The 16,855-nt window shown below is 71.7% G+C and carries 16 protein-coding genes; 9 read left to right on the plus strand and 7 right to left on the minus strand.

Translation table 11 applies throughout. The annotated features are described in order from the left end of the window. The first annotated feature begins 22 nt into the window (after positions 1–22). On the plus strand, positions 23–994 hold the full coding sequence (locus tag FNH04_RS47345) for an Acg family FMN-binding oxidoreductase (RefSeq protein WP_152780308.1): 972 nt from the start codon (positions 23–25) through the stop codon (positions 992–994). Between the two features lie 561 nt (positions 995–1,555). On the opposite strand, the gene FNH04_RS03940 is transcribed toward FNH04_RS47345, so the two are convergent. Next, positions 1,556–1,858: a DUF2218 domain-containing protein gene (locus tag FNH04_RS03940; RefSeq protein ID WP_152780310.1), complete on the minus strand. Its 303-nt coding sequence runs from the start codon at positions 1,856–1,858 to the stop codon at positions 1,556–1,558. Between the two features lie 101 nt (positions 1,859–1,959). On the opposite strand from FNH04_RS03940, the gene FNH04_RS03945 reads away from it, so the two are divergent. Then, positions 1,960–2,478, plus strand: coding sequence for a MarR family winged helix-turn-helix transcriptional regulator (locus tag FNH04_RS03945; RefSeq protein ID WP_322722566.1), 519 nt, complete (start codon positions 1,960–1,962; stop codon positions 2,476–2,478). 6 nt (positions 2,479–2,484) lie between these two features. Here the strand turns inward: FNH04_RS03945 and FNH04_RS03950 are convergent, their stop codons facing one another. Genes FNH04_RS03950 through FNH04_RS03960 form a run of 3 tightly spaced genes read right to left on the minus strand, consistent with a single transcriptional unit; the run spans position 2,485 to position 5,476 of the window. Then, on the minus strand, positions 2,485–3,312 hold the full coding sequence (locus FNH04_RS03950; RefSeq protein ID WP_386573751.1) for an ABC transporter ATP-binding protein: 828 nt from the start codon (positions 3,310–3,312) through the stop codon (positions 2,485–2,487). Then, on the minus strand, positions 3,309–4,307 hold the full coding sequence (locus tag FNH04_RS03955) for a FecCD family ABC transporter permease (RefSeq protein WP_152780312.1): 999 nt from the start codon (positions 4,305–4,307) through the stop codon (positions 3,309–3,311). The genes FNH04_RS03950 and FNH04_RS03955 overlap by 4 nt, the downstream gene beginning before the upstream one ends. 56 nt (positions 4,308–4,363) lie before the next feature. Further along, positions 4,364–5,476 (minus strand): FecCD family ABC transporter permease, encoded by a 1,113-nt coding sequence (locus FNH04_RS03960; RefSeq protein ID WP_228031094.1) that lies wholly within the window; start codon positions 5,474–5,476, stop codon positions 4,364–4,366. A gap of 73 nt (positions 5,477–5,549) precedes the next feature. Between FNH04_RS03960 and FNH04_RS03965 the strand changes: the two genes are divergently transcribed. After that, complete coding sequence (locus FNH04_RS03965; RefSeq protein WP_194236543.1) at positions 5,550–6,521, plus strand: ABC transporter substrate-binding protein; 972 nt, start codon at positions 5,550–5,552, stop codon at positions 6,519–6,521. A 324-nt stretch (positions 6,522–6,845) separates the two neighbouring features. On the opposite strand, the gene FNH04_RS03970 is transcribed toward FNH04_RS03965, so the two are convergent. Continuing rightward, positions 6,846–7,316 carry a MarR family winged helix-turn-helix transcriptional regulator gene (locus FNH04_RS03970; protein WP_228031095.1) on the minus strand — a complete coding sequence of 157 codons (471 nt, stop codon included), beginning with the start codon at positions 7,314–7,316 and terminating at the stop codon, positions 6,846–6,848. Between the two features lie 85 nt (positions 7,317–7,401). Here FNH04_RS03970 and FNH04_RS03975 point away from each other — a divergent pair, with 85 nt between their 5' ends. The 3 genes from FNH04_RS03975 (at position 7,402) to FNH04_RS03985 (ending at position 11,423) form a co-directional block, all read left to right on the plus strand. Continuing rightward, positions 7,402–8,667, plus strand: coding sequence for a multidrug effflux MFS transporter (locus FNH04_RS03975; RefSeq protein ID WP_152780320.1), 1,266 nt, complete (start codon positions 7,402–7,404; stop codon positions 8,665–8,667). Between the two features lie 416 nt (positions 8,668–9,083). Then, positions 9,084–10,508 (plus strand): ABC transporter permease, encoded by a 1,425-nt coding sequence (locus FNH04_RS03980; protein ID WP_152780322.1) that lies wholly within the window; start codon positions 9,084–9,086, stop codon positions 10,506–10,508. Positions 10,509–10,742: 234 nt separating this feature from the next. After that, the gene (locus tag FNH04_RS03985) at positions 10,743–11,423 is read left to right on the plus strand and encodes an ABC transporter ATP-binding protein (protein ID WP_152780324.1); all 681 of its coding nucleotides are present in this window, start codon (positions 10,743–10,745) and stop codon (positions 11,421–11,423) included. A 332-nt stretch (positions 11,424–11,755) separates the two neighbouring features. Here FNH04_RS03985 and paaZ read toward each other — a convergent pair whose 3' ends face one another. After that, positions 11,756–13,330 (minus strand): phenylacetic acid degradation bifunctional protein PaaZ, encoded by a 1,575-nt coding sequence (gene paaZ, locus FNH04_RS03990; RefSeq protein ID WP_152780326.1) that lies wholly within the window; start codon positions 13,328–13,330, stop codon positions 11,756–11,758. Then, positions 13,327–14,229 carry a VOC family protein gene (locus tag FNH04_RS48920; RefSeq protein ID WP_152780328.1) on the minus strand — a complete coding sequence of 301 codons (903 nt, stop codon included), beginning with the start codon at positions 14,227–14,229 and terminating at the stop codon, positions 13,327–13,329. The genes paaZ and FNH04_RS48920 overlap by 4 nt, the downstream gene beginning before the upstream one ends. 200 nt (positions 14,230–14,429) lie before the next feature. Here FNH04_RS48920 and FNH04_RS04000 point away from each other — a divergent pair, with 200 nt between their 5' ends. Genes FNH04_RS04000 through FNH04_RS04010 form a run of 3 tightly spaced genes read left to right on the plus strand, consistent with a single transcriptional unit; the run spans position 14,430 to position 16,474 of the window. After that, positions 14,430–15,014, plus strand: a complete 585-nt coding sequence (locus tag FNH04_RS04000; RefSeq protein WP_152780330.1) for a carboxymuconolactone decarboxylase family protein — start codon at positions 14,430–14,432, stop codon at positions 15,012–15,014. Between the two features lie 34 nt (positions 15,015–15,048). After that, positions 15,049–15,897, plus strand: a complete 849-nt coding sequence (locus FNH04_RS04005) for a fumarylacetoacetate hydrolase family protein (protein WP_152780332.1) — start codon at positions 15,049–15,051, stop codon at positions 15,895–15,897. Positions 15,898–15,946: 49 nt separating this feature from the next. After that, positions 15,947–16,474 carry a MarR family winged helix-turn-helix transcriptional regulator gene (locus tag FNH04_RS04010; RefSeq protein WP_322722567.1) on the plus strand — a complete coding sequence of 176 codons (528 nt, stop codon included), beginning with the start codon at positions 15,947–15,949 and terminating at the stop codon, positions 16,472–16,474. The last annotated feature ends 381 nt before the right edge of the window (positions 16,475–16,855 follow it).

Below are 16,855 nucleotides of genomic sequence, written 5' to 3' on the forward strand. Positions count from 1 at the left end.
GAAGAAAGGAAGAGAAGCCATCATGCGCACCCAAGCCCTCCTGGACGTGGCCACCGTGGAGTCGCTCCTGGCGGCCGCCGTGGCGGCCCCGTCGATCCACAACACACAGCCCTGGCGCTTCCGCCTGAACCCCGACAGCCAGGTGCTGGAGGTCCACTCGGCGCCGGAGCGAACACTGCCGCTGACCGACCCGACGCACCGCGCCCAGTACCTGTCCGTGGGCGCCGCGGTCTTCAACCTCCGGCTCGCCGCCGTCCACCACGGCTGGCGCCCCGAGGTGAAACTGCTGCCGGACCCCCACGCCCCCGGACTGCTGGCCGCCGTACGACTGACCGGTCCCCTCGGCGCGGACGAGCAGCCGTCGGACCCTGATCTCCATGCGGCCATCGCGCGGCGGCACTCGAGCCGGATGCCGTTCACCGGCCGCCCGGTGCCCGAGCCGATCATGGCGGAGCTGGCGTCGGCCGCGCATGCCGCCGGCGCCCGCCTGCACGTACCGGACATCGCCGGAACGCGGCGGCTGCTGCGTCTGACGGCCGCGGCGGAGGCACGCAACCAGGTCCACCCGGCCCGTACCGCGGAAACCCTCACCTGGATCTCCGCACCGGGCACGGATGCCTCCTACGGCATACCGATCACCGCCCTCGGCCCGCCCGACGCGGCCGGGCGGATGCCGGTGCGGGACTTCACCCGCGCACTGCCCGCCCTCCGCCTGCCCGCCCTGTGGTTCGAACGCCACGTCCAGCTGGCCCTGCTGTGGACGTCCCACGACCGGCGGGAGGAATGGCTGCGGGCCGGACAGGCCCTGCAGTACGTCCTCCTCAGAGCGACCGCCCACGGGCTGCGCACGTCACTCCTGCACCAGGCCATGGAATGGCCCGACCTGCGTGCCGCAACAGCCCCCACGCGACACAAGCGTTGCCATCCGCAGATACTGATCCGATTCGGCTACGGCCCGGACGGCGCCCGCACTCCGCGAGCACCAGCGTGGTGACGGGCAGGCGCTCCCTCAGGAGGGCGTCCGCGGCCCCGACCCGGAACGTGCCGCGCGGGTAGCCCATCGGGGGGCTGCTGTCGAAGCAGCCCCCGGACTGGTGGACACCACCGAACCGTGTCGGTCGGCCGCCGCACCAGGTCGTCGGCGGCCGGTGTCAGCTCGACGCGCCCGGGGCGGGTGCCGGTCAGAAGAAGCCGAGCTTCTTGGGGGGCGTAGCTGACGAGCAGGTTCTTCGTCTGCTGGCGGTACAGCGGCAACGCATCGCTGACCTGCGCACAGAGCGACCATGGGCAGCTCGTCGGAGTCGTTGGCCCGGGAATGGTCCGGATCTTGATCGACGATGAGGGCTCTCGCCTCGCTCTTCGGGCCGATGACCGGCGCCGATGAACGAGGGGCGGCCCTGCACGGGAGTTGTGGGAGCGCCTGGCCGGCAGCAAGCGGTGGGATTCCCCGCGGACCGCAGGGTCGAGCTCCTCTCGCCCTGGCGGTCCTCTGCGGCGACTGTCGGATCCGGCCACTGATCCGGGCGATGGCCGCTCTCGTCGGTGCGGGGTGTGGTCAGGCGCGGTTCCAGGTGACCCGGAGTCCCTCGTCGGCGGCGAACCGTTGGAGGTGTACGGCGATGACCTGCTGGACCTCGGTCAGGGCGTTCTCGTCCGGCCCTGCGGCGGCCAGGTGCAGGGTGGTGTCGTCGTGCGTCAAAGCGCAGGAGCCGCCCGCGAGCATCAGCGTGACCGTGTCGCCGTCGTGTACGACCTCGCACTTGCGGCCGAGGTGGGAGGCGAGCTGCTTGCGCCAGCGCTCGCCCCGCAGGGTGGGCACGTCGGCGTGGGACCGTAGAGTCGTCTCGTGCGTGGTCATGTCGCTCTTCCTGTCCGTTGGTGTCCTGGTGTGCCCGGCGTCGTGACGCGGCCCGGCCGGTGGGTGGGCCTGTGATCGGGCCGGGGCATGAGCGGGTTGAGGTGCTGGGGCTGGTGCGGCAGCTGCCGTTGCTCGGGGCCGTGTCCCGGGTCGCCCGGCGGGCCCTGCGCCGAGAGGCGTCGCAGGAGCGGCTGCCCGATGCGCAGATCGAGGTGCTGCGCATGGTCGAGGCGCATCCGGGGATCGGGACGCGGGCGGTGGCCGAGCGGCTGCAGCTGGCGCCGAACACGGTGTCGACCATCGTGGGCGACCTGGTACGCGCCGGGCTGCTCAGGCGTGCCCGCGACCGTTCGGACCGGCGGGCCGCGCGGCTGTACTTGACCGAGGAGTCGGTGGCCCGCCTGGCAGCCTGGGTGGCGGCCGGGGACGAGGTGCTGTCGGCGGCGCTGCTGCGCCTGGACGAGGCCGATCGCCGGGCGCTCGAGACGGCGATGCCCGCGCTGCGTCGGCTGCTGGAAGTTCTCGACGAAGCCGAGGAAGCCGAGGAAGCCGACGAAGCCGAGGAAGCCGACGAAGCCGACGAGGCTGACGGGGACAGGGGAAGGCGACCCGGGCGGTGACATCGTTCATGGGGCGAGTCCGCGGGGCACGACCAGCGGGCGGTCGGTGTCGGGGTCGCGAAGCACGCCGGCCTCCACGCCGTAGAGGCGGCGGATCAGCTCGGGTGTGACGACCTCTCGTGGGGCGCCTTCGGCGACCATGCGTCCGGCCTTCATGGCGACGAGATGGTCGGCGTAGCGGCAGGCGAGCATGAGGTCGTGCACGACGACCACGACCGTCCGGCCGGCGGCGGCCAGTTCCCGGAGCAGTTCGAAGACTTCGAGTTGGTGACCGAGGTCCAGTGCGGACGTGGGCTCGTCCAGTAGCAGGACTGCTGTCTCCTGGGCGACCGTCAAGGCGATCCAGGCGCGTTGCCGCTGTCCGCCGGACAAGGTTTCCAGGAGGCGGCCGGCGAGGGCCGTCATGCCGGTGGCGGTGAGCGCGCGGTCGACGGCCTGCTGGTCCTGTGGGGACCACTGCCGCAGCAGGCCCTGGTGCGGCTGGCGGCCGAACCGGACCAGGTCGGCGACGGTCAGTCCGTCGGGGGCCTGGGCCGACTGGGGCAGCAGGCCGATGCGGCGGGCGGCCTCCCGGGCGGGCAGCCGGGCCAGGTCCCGGCCGTCGAGCAGGACCGTGCCGCCCGCGGGTCGGTGCAGTCGGCTCAGCCCGGCAAGGAGCGTGCTCTTGCCGCAGCCGTTCGGGCCGACGACGGCGGTGAGGCGGCCGGGTGGGGGAGCGAGCCGTATGGTGTCCACGGCGATCGCCTGCCCGTGGGCGAGGGTGACGCCGTCGGCGCGCAGGACGGCCGACGGGTCAGCGGCCTGCGCGGACGGGGGCGTGGCGGGTGGGGTCACGGCAGTCTCCGTGGACGTGAGGTGAGCAGGAGCCAGAGCAGGTAGGGGCCGCCGATGACGGCGGTGACGAGCCCGGCCGGGACTTCGACGGGGGCGGCGAGCGTGCGTCCGGCGGTGTCGGCGAGGAGGACGAGCGCCGCCCCGGCGAGCGCGCTGCCGAGCACGGGGACGCCGTACGGTCCGCAGACGCGGCGGGCGGCCTCGGGAGCCAGCAGGGCGACCATGCCGAGTGGACCGCCGACGGCGACCGCGAGCCCCGCGCACACGACCGCGACCGCGAGCGCGGCCAGCCGTACCGCACGCACCCGCACGCCGAGTCCGGCCGCCACCGAGTCGCTCAGGCGCAGCACAGAGAGCCGCCGCCCGATCAGCAGCGCGAGCGGCAGACACCCGGCGAGGCCGTAACCGAGCAGGGTCACGGCTGCGGCGGGGCGCGTGTTGAGCGTGCCGACCGTCCACGGGAACGCGGCGTTGGCGGCGTCGATCGGCGCGCGGACCAGCAGCAGGCTGGTGACCGCGCCGAGCACCGCGCCCACGCCGAGTCCGACGACGACGAAGCGGTAGCCGGAGGTGCCCGCTCCGCCCGCCAGGCCGAGGGCCAGTGCCGCGGCGGTGGCGGCGCCGGCGAGGGCCATCGCGGAGGGGGCGAGCGAGGTGGAGGCGCCCACGACGGAGGCGACCGCGAAGGCGGTGGCGCCGTCGTCGATGCCCACGGTGCCGGGGGTGGCGAGCCGGTTGCGTGCAAGGGTCTGCATCAGGCAGCCGGAGGCACCGAGGGCGGCACCGACGAGCAGCCCGGCCACCAGCCGCGGCCCCCGCAGCCGCTGCACCACGAGGATGTCGGCCGGGTCCCCGGCCCCGGCCAGCGCGGGCAGGGAGCGCAGCGGACTCATGGGCACGGTGCCGACGGCGAGGGCGGTGGCGACGGCGACGAGCACCGCGCCGGCGAGAACGGCGCCCCCGAGGGCCGCTCGCGGACGCAGCAGTAGGGACATACCCCCGGCGCGTAGCAGAAAAGTGCCTCGGGGTGCCTCTGGGGCGGCGGTGGCGGTCACAGCGCCGGCACCCGTCGGGCACGCGCCACGACGACGAGCACGGGGGCGCCGATCAGCGCGGTGACCACGCCGAGAGGCATCTCGTACGGACGTACCAGCAATCGGGAGACGACATCGGCGGCCACGACGACGACGGGCCCGAGCAGCAGCGACGGGACGAGTACCCGGCGCAGGTCCGGCCCGACCAGCGCCCGTGCCGCGAACGGCACGACGAGACCCACGAAACCGATCGGCCCGGCGACCGCCGTGGCACCGCCCACCAGCAGAGCCACCGCCACGACGGCGGTGAGGCGGGCGCGGCGCGGCCGGTGGCCCAGTCCGGCGGCCGCCGGCTCCCCGAGGGCCATTGCGGAGAGAGGGCGGGCCACCAGCAGCAGGAGCACCGCGCCGAGCAGCAGCGCGGGGGCCACGTCGGCCAACGCGCCGAGGTCCCGCCCGGCGACACCTCCCACCGTCCAGAACCGCACCTCGTCGGCGGTGCGGTTGTCCACCAGCAGCAGCACGGAGGTCAGGGACCCGAGCAGGCCGCTGAGCGCGGCGCCGGCCAGGACGAGCCGCAGGGGGTCGTCGCCGACGCCCCGCAGCCGCGCGGCCCCGACCGCGGCGAGGCAGCCGAGAAGAGCCCCGAGTACGGCGGCGTACGGGCCGAGCGTGGCCGCACTGCCGCCGAGCGCGATCACCAGGACGACGCCCGTCGAGGCGCCCGCGCTGACACCGAGCAGGCCCGGCTCGGCGAGTGGGTTGCGCGCGACCGCCTGGAGAGCCGCTCCGGCCGTGCCCAGCGCCGCGCCGACGACCATGGCCACGAGGGTGCGGGGCCCGCGCAGGTGCCACACGGCGAACGCCGCCTCCGGGTCCCGGGCACCGCCGGGCACCTCACGCCATGAGCGGACCGGCCCCACTTCGCCGCTGCCGATCAGCAGCGAGGCAGCGCCGGTCAGGGCCAGCAGGGCGACCGGCACGGCGACGCCCGCTGCCATGCGGCGGGCGGGGAGTCGGTCTGTTGGTGCCGCAGCCGGGGGCGCGGCGCCGCTGGTGATGGACCGCTCGTGGTTCCCGACGAGCACGTGGCTGACCTCCGACGGCTGTTCGCGCCCAAGGAGGCGCATGTGCTTAGGTTGGCCTAACCATACCTCTGTCTCAGAGGTTTATATCACCTGCCTCACCTCACCGGGAGTGACCATGCGCCGTCCGCTGCCCTCTTTGCCGCGTCGCCGGTTCGCCGCCGTCCTTGCCGCCGCCCCCCTGGCCCTGCTCACCGCCTGCGCGGCTGGATCGCCGACCCCGACCGGAGCGGTGGGCGAGGACGCGGAGTCGACCACCGTGCGCACCGCGTACGGCACCGTCGAGGTTCCGGCCGATCCCGGACGGGTGGTCGCGCTGGGTGACACGGCACTGGACAGCGCCCTCGCCCTGGGCGTCGAACCGGTCGGCACACTGTCCAGTCGGGGCGGTGATGCCGTATCGCCCTACCTGGCCGGAAAGGTGCCGGGCATCGCCCTCGTCGGCACCGTCGCGGAGACCAACCTGGAAGCCGTCGCCGCCGCCCGGCCCGACCTCATCGTCGCCGCCGCCAACACGCCACGGGAGCAGTACGACGCGCTCAAGGCCATCGCGCCGACGGTCGTGCCCGAGCCCGCGCGCTTCGGCGCCTGGGAGAGCGAGACCCGCACCGTCGCCGCCGCGCTCGGCAAGGAGGCCGAAGCGGAGCGGCTCCTCACCGGCATCGAGCAGCGCGCCAAGGGCATCGCCGACCGGCGCTCCGCCGACGGCACCGGAACTGCGGTCGTCATCCGCTGGATGCCCAACGGCCCGGTGGTCCTGTCGTCCACCCTGATGTCGGGCCGCCTGCTGAAGCGGACCGGCGACCGGACCTCGCCCGCCGCGGCCTTCACGGGCAAGCCGCACACCGACCCGCTCAGCCTGGAGAACCTGGGCGAGATCGACGCCGACCGCATCTACCTCACCACCCTCAACGCCGACGGTGAGAAGGCCTTGGCCGCGGCCGAGGCGCAGCCGGCCTTCGCGCGCCTGAAGGCGGTGAAGGCGGGGAACGTCGACGTGGTCGACGGAGACGTGTGGAGCAGCGCGGCCGGACCCCTCGCCGCCGCCAGAGTCCTCGACGACATCGAACGGCTTCGTGCCGGCGCCTGACGTGCGCGGGGCGACAGGCCGTGAGTTCAGCGTGGAGGGAGTGAGCGGCCGGTCGGCGGGCCGAGAGCCGTCGGCATGCCGCCACACCCGCCTGATGACGGCCGGCTGCCGCTTCGGCGGACCGGCGAGCAGTTGGACGGCGGTCCCGCGGTTGGCCGTCCGGCTGCATGGCGTTTCGGTGCGCCCGGCGCCGGACGGGCCGGTCCGTCGGCATGTCCCGCGACTGTGCGCGACTCGCGTGCGGGCGGGTTGCCCGTCCGCGTACGCCGTACGGCGGCGTGCCCGACCGTGTGCGCGGACCGTGCGCCGGGCCTGGGGTGGGCGTCAGGCGCGTTGCCTCACCACCCGCTGCTGAAGGATCTTTTCCAGCAGGTTCAGCGCCTCCACTACCCGGTCGCGGTCCGTGCCGAGGCTGTCGAGCAGTTCGGCCTCGGCCGCCAGCTGTCGGGGGAACATGGTGTCGATCGCGTCGCACCCCGCTGGTGTGACGGTGACCAGGGCGGCGCGGCGGTCCGCGGGGCTCGGACGGCGCTCGACGAAGCCGCGCTTCTCCAGCTTGGCCAGTGTCTTGCTGACGGCCGCGCGGGAGCAGCCCAGGGTCTCGGCGAGCCGACGGGCGATCACCGGGCCCTGGGCGTGCCGGAGTTGCACGAGGGCGTCGAGCTCGGGCGCGGTCAGCGGGGCGCCCTCGTACAGCGGCTCCAGGGCGGTGGTCAGCAGCGCCTCGATGCGCTTCACGGGGCCTACGACGTCCATGGGGGAGGTGTCGAGGTCGGGGCGTGCTGCCGTCCACATGGCGCGGAAGTCCTCGGGGGCCGACGGGGGAGTCATTGATTCCGCCAATTGTTAACCGGTAGACAAATAGTTTACTGTGCGGTCCATGGTACCCACCACGACTTCCGGACACGTGGCCACGGCGTCGGCCGCAGAGGCCCCGCAACGACGGGCCGGTGTGCTGATCGCCCTTCTCGGCGCCCTGACCGCGATCGCGCCGCTCGCGACCGACATGTACGTTCCCGGCTTCCCGGAGATGGGCCGCACGCTGCACGCGAGCGACTCGGCCGTGCAGCTGTCCATGACCTCCTTCCTGGCCGGGCTGGTCATCGGCCAACTGGTCATCGGTCCGCTCAGCGACGGCCTCGGCCGCCGTCGGCTGCTGGTCCCCGGCGCAGCGCTGTTCGCCGTGCTGTCGCTGGTGTGCGCCTTCGCCCCGACCATCGAGATGCTGGTCGCCGCCCGCTTCCTGGAGGGCATCGCGGGTGCCGCGGGGATGGTGCTGGCCCGCGCGGTCCTCACCGACCGCTTCCACGGTCCCGAACTGCCGCGCTACTTCTCGCTGTTGACCATGGTGCTGAGCGTGGCGCCGGTCGTGGCGCCGGTGATCGGCGGCGCCCTGCTGTCCGCGGGAGGCTGGCGTGCCACCTTCGTGGCGCTCGCGGTCTTCGGGGCCCTGCTCTTCCTGGCGATCCTGCCCGGAGTCCCCGAGTCCCTTCCGCCGGAACGGCGCCACCAGGGCGGGGTGGCCGGCACCTTCCACGCCATGGGCCGGCTGCTCGGCCACCGTGGCTTCCTCGGCTGCACGCTCACCCTGGCGTTCGCCGCCGCCGCGCTCTTCGCCTGCATAGCCGGCTCCAGTTTCGTCTTCCAGGAGGTGTACGGCACCTCCGCAGGGCTCTACAGCACGATCTTCGCGGTGAACGCGTGCGGCATGCTGCTCGCCGGTGCGGTGTTCGGTGTGCTCGCGCGGCGACTGACGATGGGAACGCTGCTCAGCGCCTCGGTGGGGGTCGCGGTGGCCGCCGTAGTGGTCCAGGTGCTCCTTCTTGTCTCGGTCGGGGGCAGCCTGGCCGGCACCTGGGTCACCCTGTTCTTCGCCGCTTTCGGTATCGGCGGCATCTTCCCGGCCGGCATGAGCCTGGGTCAGTCCCTCGGGCGGGAGGCGTCCGGAGCCGCGTCCGCGCTGCTCGGCGGGATCCAGTTCCTGTTCGGCGCCCTCGCCTCACCGCTCGTCGGCGCGTTCGGCACCGACAGCGCCATGCCGATGGCGGCCACCATGCTGGGTTCCCTGCTCTGCGCCGCCCTGTGCCTGGTGGTCCTGGTACGCCCGTGGCGGGGGCAGGGCGCGGAGGGGGGAGCGCACGCATGAGTACGGCCACGCGGAGCGCAGCGGATCACGCTCACGCACCCGCACTCGCGTCAGGACGGCCCGCGGGTGCAGGAGCCGTCAAGGCGTCGAGGCCGCTTGTGCGGAGGGGCGGGCGGTCGCCGCGCAGTGCACCGCGCACCCCGACCGGCTGACGGACGGTCAGCGGCAAAAGATGGAGCGGGAGTTCGTCGACATGTATATGGGCCTCTGTCGGCTTCCTGGCTGCCGTGTGGAGTGACGGCTGACGGCTGTGGTTCCACCCCCTCCAGGGTCGGGCCTGAGGGCGCTGGACACCACGGACTGGCGCATGTGCGCGTATGGACTGGTGATCCCCTTGTGCAGTTGGCGTATGGATTTTCACCATTCTCTTATAAGAGATTTATCGCATCATAATGGTGCATTCATATCGTAACGTCATGTTCTTCACCTACCTGAGGCGCGAACTGCGCCGCCGCAGAAAGGCGGCGCTCGTCGTCGCCTCCGGGCTCGCGCTCGGCATCGCACTGGTCATCGTCGTCAGCTCCGTTTCGGCCGGTATGGAGCAGGCCCAGGGCAAGGTCCTCCAGTCGCTGTACGGCCTGGGGACCGACATGACCGTCACCAAGGCGGCCGAACCGCCGGAAGAGGGCGACGCGGAGGGCGGACGGCCGCGCTTCCAGTTCGACGCCAAGGACGGCGGCTCCGGCGAGGAGCAGAGCACCGACCGCGTCATGGTCCAGGGCTTCCAGACCCTGTCATCCAGCACCGTCACCAAGGTCGGCGAGCAGCAGGGGGTCGCCGGGGCGGTCGGCGGGCTGAGCCTCAACGTTGTGAAGGTCAACGGCCAGTTCACCCAGGGCGAGATCCCGCCGGGCCAGGGCGGCCCCGGCGGGTCGCAGGGCAGAGTCCAGGGCGGCGGCGCCGATTTCGAGGTCAACAGCTACACCGTCTACGGCACCGACGTCACCAACCTCGCCATCGGCCCACTGACCTCCTCCACAATCGGCAAGGGCCGTACGTTCAGGAGCTCCGAGACCGATGCCAAGGTCGCGGTCGTCGACGAGTCGTACGCCAAGGAGAAGGACCTAGCCCTCGGCGACACCGTCACGATCTCGGGCACCAAGTTCGAGATCGTCGGCATCGCCACACCCGACAGCGGTGACGCGGCCGCCAACCTCTACATCCCTCTTGAGCAGGCCCAGACCCTGTCCGGCTCCAAGGACAAGGTCACCACGGTGTACGTCCAGGTGACGGACTCGCAGCGGATCGACGCCGTCAAGAGCACCATCCAGCAGAACATCTCCGGTACGACCGTGACCACTTCGGCCGATCTGGCGGACACGGTGTCCGGCTCCCTGTCCACGGCCTCCAGCCTTGCCGCGAATGTCGGCAAGTGGCTGTCCATCGCGGTGCTCGTGGCCGCGTTCCTCGTCGCCGGCCTGCTGACCATGTCGGCCGTCTCCCGCCGTGTACGGGAGTTCGGCACTCTCAAGGCGCTGGGCTGGAAGTCGGGCCGTGTCACCCGGCAGGTCGTCGGCGAGGCGGTCGTGAACGGACTGGCGGGCGGCGTACTCGGAATCGCCCTGGGCCTCGCGGGGGCGTACGCCGTCACCGCGGTCAGCCCGACGCTCCAGGCCCAGATCGGTGCCACCGGCGGAACGGCAGGTCCGGGCGGCATGGGCGGCCCCGTGCGGCAGTCCGCGTCCCAGGCGATCGAGGTCGCGCTGACCGCGCCCATCAGCCTGACCACCATCGGTACCGCTGTCGGCCTCGCCGTCGCGGGTGGGCTGATCGCGGGAGCCTTCGGAGGGTGGCGCGCCTCCCGGCTGCGGCCGGCGGACGCGCTGCGCCGCGTCGAGTAGACCCGACGGCCGGGCCACCCTCCCCCGGGGCCGGCCCGGCCGTCGATGAGCCTTCCGTGCCCGCGCACACATCGCACCGGTATGCACCCGGGGCGGCGGCTCCGTCCCACGCCCACATGAACCCCTACGCGTGCGGTGCGGCGGTCCGCGCCTTCGCCCTCGTCCCGCACCCACAGCCAAACCCCGCGTCCGCGCGCCAGTGCGCGAAACCCTTGATCCCCATGGAGTTGCACCTTGTATCAGCTCAGAAGCGTCATCAAGCAGTACCGCAAGGGCAGGGAAACGGTCCACGCGCTCGCCGGCGTCGATCTGACGATCGCGGACGGTGACCGGCTCGTCATCCAGGGCCCCACCGGCGGCGGCAAGTCCACGCTCCTCCAGATGCTCGGCGGACTCGACCGGCCCACCTCGGGAAGCGTGGAACTCGACGGCATCGACCTGGCCAGGCTGTCCGAGGCCAGGCTCACGAAGGTGAGGTCACAGTCGATCGGTTTCGTCTTCCAGAGCTTCAACCTCATTCCCACGCTGAGCGCTCAGGAGAACGTCGAGACGGCGCTCGTGCCGCTCGGTGTCAAGGCCTCCGAGCGGCGTGAACGGGCCGCCGAGGCACTCAAGTCAGTGGGACTCGGGGAACGCCTCGGGCACCTTCCCTCCGAGATGTCCGGCGGTCAGCAGCAGCGTGTGGCTATCGCGCGGGCCCTGGTGAAGCAGCCGAAGGTACTGCTCGCGGACGAACCCACCGGCAACCTCGACGAGTCCATGCGTGACGAGATCATGGATGTGCTGGAGTCCATGTGGAAGGAGCACGGGCTGACCTTCATCATGGTCACCCACGACTCCTCCATCGCGAAGAAGGCACCGCGCCTGGCGACGATCCGCAAGGGAGCCCTGACGGTCACCGAGAAGGCAGCCTGAGCGAGATCGGCCGCCCCTCCGTCCAAGGCCCGGTGCGCCGGGGTGGCTCCACCTGGATCGTCGTGAGCGAGCTGGTCGGCGAACGCCTTACGGCACGCGAAGGTACAAGTGCTTGGGCCGAGCAGAGCGGGAGTCTGCGGGGCAGGACCAGCAGTGAGAGGAGAAGTCGCCCATCGCCGTCCGCGGGAACTGCCCGGCGGCCGGGCCGGCCAGGATGCCCGCCGTGCGGTGAGCGGACATCCCGTCGTGGCTGCCGGCCCGGCCGCCTGTCGCCGTGGGAGACCAGGGGTATGAGACCTCCCACGCGTCTCAGGGGCGGGATTTCCCGCCCGTCACCGCTCCTCGGCCGTGCGGCCGGTGAGCGTGGCCAGCATGCGCGGGCTGCCCTGGAGGGCGGTGCGCTGCATGTGGTGGAGGACGCCGCGGATGCCGCCCATCTCCTCGCCGCCGCCGGCCCGTCCGGGACCGCCGTGGATCAGGGCGGGCAGCGGGGAGCCGTGGCCGGTGGACGCCTTGGCGGACTCGGTGTCGAGGACCAGGAGCCTGCCGTGCCAGGGCGCGACCCCCAGCGCCACCTCGCGGGCGAAGTACGGGTCGCCGGTGACGACGGACCCCGCGAGGCTGCCCCGGCCCAGCGAGGCCAGGAAGGCCACGTGCTCCGGTGACGTGTAGGGGATGAGCGTACTGACCGGACCGAACGCCTCCACCTCGTGCGGTGCGGAGGCGCCGGGGTCGTCGCAGCGCAGCAGCAACGGGGAGAGGAAAGCGCCCCGTTCGGCGTCGGCGCCCCGGACGTCAACCCGGTCGGGGTGACCGAAGATCAGGCGCGCGGAGTCGAGCAGCGTCTTCACACAGCGGCGTACCTCCTCGCGCTGCGCGAGCCCGGCCAGGGCGCCCATCCGCACGGACGGGTCGGCCGGATTGCCCACGACGACCTCCGCCAGCCGCGCTGCGGCGGCCTCACCGACCGCGCCCATCAGGTCGACGGGGACGAAGGCGCGGCGGATGGCGGTGCACTTCTGCCCCGCCTTCACGGTCATCTCGGTGACCAACTGCTCGACGTAGAGATCGAATTCCGGCGTCCCGGGGGTGGCGTCCGGGCCGAGCACCGAGCAGTTGACCGAGTCCGCCTCGGCGTTGAAGCGCACAGCCTGCCGGACGACCGACGGATGGGTGCGCAGCCGTTCGGCGGTGGCCGCCGAACCGGTGAACGACACCAGGTCCTGCTCGGTGACGTGGTCCAGCAGATCGCCGGCGCCGCCGCAGACGTAACTCAGACTCCCGGGCGGCAGCAGACCGGACTCCACGATCAGTTCGACCAGTCGGCTGGTCAGCACGCAGGTAGGGGTGGCGGGCTTGATCAGGCTGGGCACGCCGGCGAGCACGGCCGGGGCCAGCTTCTCCAGGGGCGCCCACACGGGGAAGTTGTATGCGTTGATCTGCACTGCCACGCCCCGCAGCGGCGTGCAGACGTGCCCGCCGACGAAGCTGCCGTCCCGGCTCAGGGATTCCTGCGGACCTTCCGCGTAGACCAACCGCTCTTCCCCGCCGGGCAATTCCCGCAGTCCCAGCTCGGCGTAGTGACGCAGCACTCCGATGCCGCCGTCGATGTCGTACTTGGAGTCGTACAGCGTCGCCCCGGTGCGGGCGGAGAGCGCGTACAACTCCTCGCGGTGTCCGCGCAGGTGGGCAGCGAGACCCGCGAGCAGCTGGGCGCGCTGGTGGAAGGAGAGTGAGCGCAGGGCCGGTCCGCCGACGGTCCGCGCGTGTTGCAGCGCCCCCGCCATGTCGATGCCCGCGGAGGAGGCCCGGGCGATCTCCTCGCCGGTGACCGCGTCGTAGACCGGCGTACCGTCCCCGGCCGGGGTGTACCAGCGGTCCTGTACATAGCTCGGCAGCAGGTTCATCGAACCGTCCCTTCCGTTCCCGCGTACGCGTCGTCGCCGTCATTGACCGGGTGGTGGCCCCAGATGTCCGAGTGGTAGACGCGGCTGACCCAGGTCTCGTCGTCCACCCGCCGTCCCTCGGCGCCCACTTCGATGCCGAAGCCGGCGGGGGAGCGCATGTAGAAGGAGAACATCAGGTCGTTGGAGTGCCGGCCCAGCGTCGCCATCAGCGGGACCTTGTGGGCGCGGGCCCGGTCATGGGCTCGGCCGACGGCGTCCATGTCGGACACCTCGCACAGGATGTGGTGCGTGCCCTCGCGCCTGCGGGACTCGACGAAGGCGATGCTGTGGTGGCGCGGGTTGCAGCCCATGAAGTAGAAGGTGCCGCCCATGGGCAGGTGGGTCACGTCGCTGAGCCGGAAGCCCATGACGTCCCGGTAGAAGTCGACCGCCTCCATCGCGCGCGGCGACTTCAGGACGACGTGCCCCATCCCCTGGTCCCCGGTCACGAACGTCACGCCGAGCGGCGAGACGAAGGGGGCGGTCGACAGGTGCCGGCCGGTGAACAGTTCGGTGCGCACCGCGCAGGGGCCCTCGAACCAGACCATGCGGTCGACCTGCCGGTCGGCGCACTCCTCGGGCGTGCCGTCGTGGACCTCCACTCCGTGGGTGCGCAGGCGCAGAGCCATCTGCTCCAAGTCGCGCGGGTCGCCGACCTCCCAGCCGATCCGGGTGACGCCTCCGGACTCGGCGCTCTCGACACTGAACCGGTATGGATGCTCATCCAGCCGCAGCAGCCGCTCGTGCGGGGAGCCCGGCGGCCCGACGGGCATGGTGCCGATGACGTCATTGGCGTAGGCGACCCAGCCGTCGGGGTCAGGGGTGCCGATGCCGAGGTAACCCAGGCTGCGAATGCTCACCGAGACCTCCCATGGTCGATGTGTGGCCTGCTCGGGGCGGTGCGGGACGGCCCGACTGTCGGCAGGTCAATCCGGTCGAGTTCTAATCATCAAAATTCATACAGCCGAAATCCGAGAATGTAAACCTGTTGACTATCAGGGTTCTATCTATCTATCGTCCGTGCCGTGAACCACGCCAGTGACCTGTGAAGGGCGATGCCATGCCTGTAACCGAGCCGCGCCTGGCTCCGGTCGATGAGAAGGACATACCGGAGAAGGCACTGGAGGCCCTGCAGCCGTACCGCAACGGCGATGGCGACATCTACGCCATCTGGGCGACCCTGGCCGCCCATCCCGACGCGCTGCGCCGCTTCCTCGTCTTCGGCAACCACGTCCTGGGGAAGAACACCCTGCCCCTGAGGTCCCGCGAACTGGTGATCCTGCGGATCGCCTGGCTCGCCCAGGCCGAGTACGAGTGGTTGCAGCACGTCCGTATCGCCCGTCGGGCGGGGGTGTCCGACGACGAGATCCGTGCCCTGGGCCGTCCCGGCGATCCCGGATTCGGCGGCGTGGAGCGGGCCCTGCTCGCCGCCACCGATCAGCTGTTCAGGGGGGCCGACCTGGACGACGTCGTATGGAAGGAACTGCGCGAGCACCTCGCCACCGAGCAGCTCATCGATCTCGTGTACACGGTCGGCCAGTACCAGACCGTGGCCATGGCGATCAATACCTTCCGTATCCAGCCCGAACCGGACATCGCCGCGCTGCGGGAGGAACTCCCGCTGCCCGCGCCCACGGTGTCCTGACCACCCACCCCAACTGTCCCAGGAGGAAACCCGAATGAAGCTCGCCAACCTCGCCGGACGGGCCACCGTCATCGTCGGCGACCGCGCCGTCGACGTGGAGAAGGCCAGCGGCGGAGCGCTCGGTCCCGACCCCGCCGTGCTGTACGACCTGGCGAACCACGACGAGCTGCGGCGCCTCGCGCAGGCGGCGACCGACACCGACCTGGTCGCCTACGACGAGAAGCAGCTGGGCCCGGTCTCTCCGCGCGCCGGGAAGATCCTGGGCGTGGCGCTCAACTACCGGGGTCATGCCGAGGAATCGGGCATGCCCATCCCGGCCGAGCCCGGCATCTTCGCCAAGTTCACCAGCTCGCTGGCCGGCCCGTACGAGCCGGTGTCCGTGCCCGTGGGCATCGACAAGGTCGACTTCGAGGCCGAGGTCGTGGTGGTGATCGGCCGCACCATGCGCGCCGTGGAGCCGGCGGACGTGTGGCAGAACATCGCGGGCGTTACCGCCGGTCAGGACGTCACCGACCGCAAGGAGCAGTGGCGCAAGCCGCTGAACCAGTTCAGCCTCGCCAAGTCCTACGACACCTTCAGCCCCTGCGGACCGCTGATGGCGACCGTCGACGAGTACGACGACCCGAACGACATCGAGGTCGTGGGCTGGGTCGACGACCTGGAGGTGCAGCGCGGCCGGACCTCCGACCTGATCTTCAGCGTCCCCGACCTGGTCGCCTGGCTGTCCCGGTACGTCACCCTGGAGCCCGGCGACCTGGTCTTCACCGGCACTCCGGCCGGCTGTGGGGTCCGGCGCACGCCCCGGCTGTACCTGCAGCCCGGGATGACGCTGACGACCGAGGTCTCGGGCGTGGGCGCGATGCGCAATCCGATCAGCCGCTGATCCGCCGGGCGCTCTTACCGTGCCGCCGCCTCCGAAGGGAGCCCTGTCCGTGTCGCATGTCCCCGGTGACGCCGTCGATCATCCGCGCTCCCGGGAGTTCGCGGCCAAGGTGCGGGCGCACCACAAGGAGTTGGGGCACACGGAGCCTCAGATCCGGGGAGTCGAGGCGGTGACCCACCTGACCCGGCTGGTCGCCCGCCTGGTCCAGGACTTCGAACGCGCCGTACACCGGCCGCTCGGTATGACCTGGGCCGGGTTCCGGATCATGAACACGCTGTGGATCTTTGGAGATCTGGAGCAACGGCAGATCGCCCGCATCTCGGGCACCTCCCGGGCGAGTGTGTCCAGCGCGCTCAACACCCTCGAGGAGCGCGGGCTCGTCGAGCGGCGCCGCGAGCGCGACGACCGCCGGGTCGTCCGTGTCTCGCTGACGCCGGCCGGTCTGGCCCTGCTGCACCAGGCGATCGAGGGGCAGACCGCCCGGGAGCACGCCTGGATGGCCGTCCTCGACGACGAGGAGGTCTCCCGGCTGGTGGTCCTGCTCGGCAGGCTGGTCAACCAGGAGCGCCCTGCTTAGGGGATGCGGCACCTAAAAGTCACCGCGGGACCCGTCGTGCCTCGGGGATGCGTTGGTGACGTCGGCACGGATTTGTATGACGCTTGACGGTCAGAGTTCATACTAATAGCCTCCGGTCACGCACCGTCCGATGGCCGGCCAGGCCCCTCCACGAACCTCCAGGAACGGGCAGGAGAACCACCACCGCCCTGCCCTTCCCACCGCTCAGGGGTAGCGAGCCGCCACCCCTGCCGGCAGTCCAGGCAGTCACCCGCATTCCCGGTAGTTCGAGTAGTACCGCCTCTCCAGAGCCGCCCCTCGCCGTCCTCTTGGGCGCCCACGAACGCGTCTGCGCCAGGCACGTCCACGCCCCGCCCGATCTGCCGGCGCATCGCCCCGCAC

This window comes from Streptomyces phyllanthi (assembly GCF_009377205.1).
Lineage (GTDB): Bacteria > Actinomycetota > Actinomycetes > Streptomycetales > Streptomycetaceae > Streptomyces > Streptomyces phyllanthi.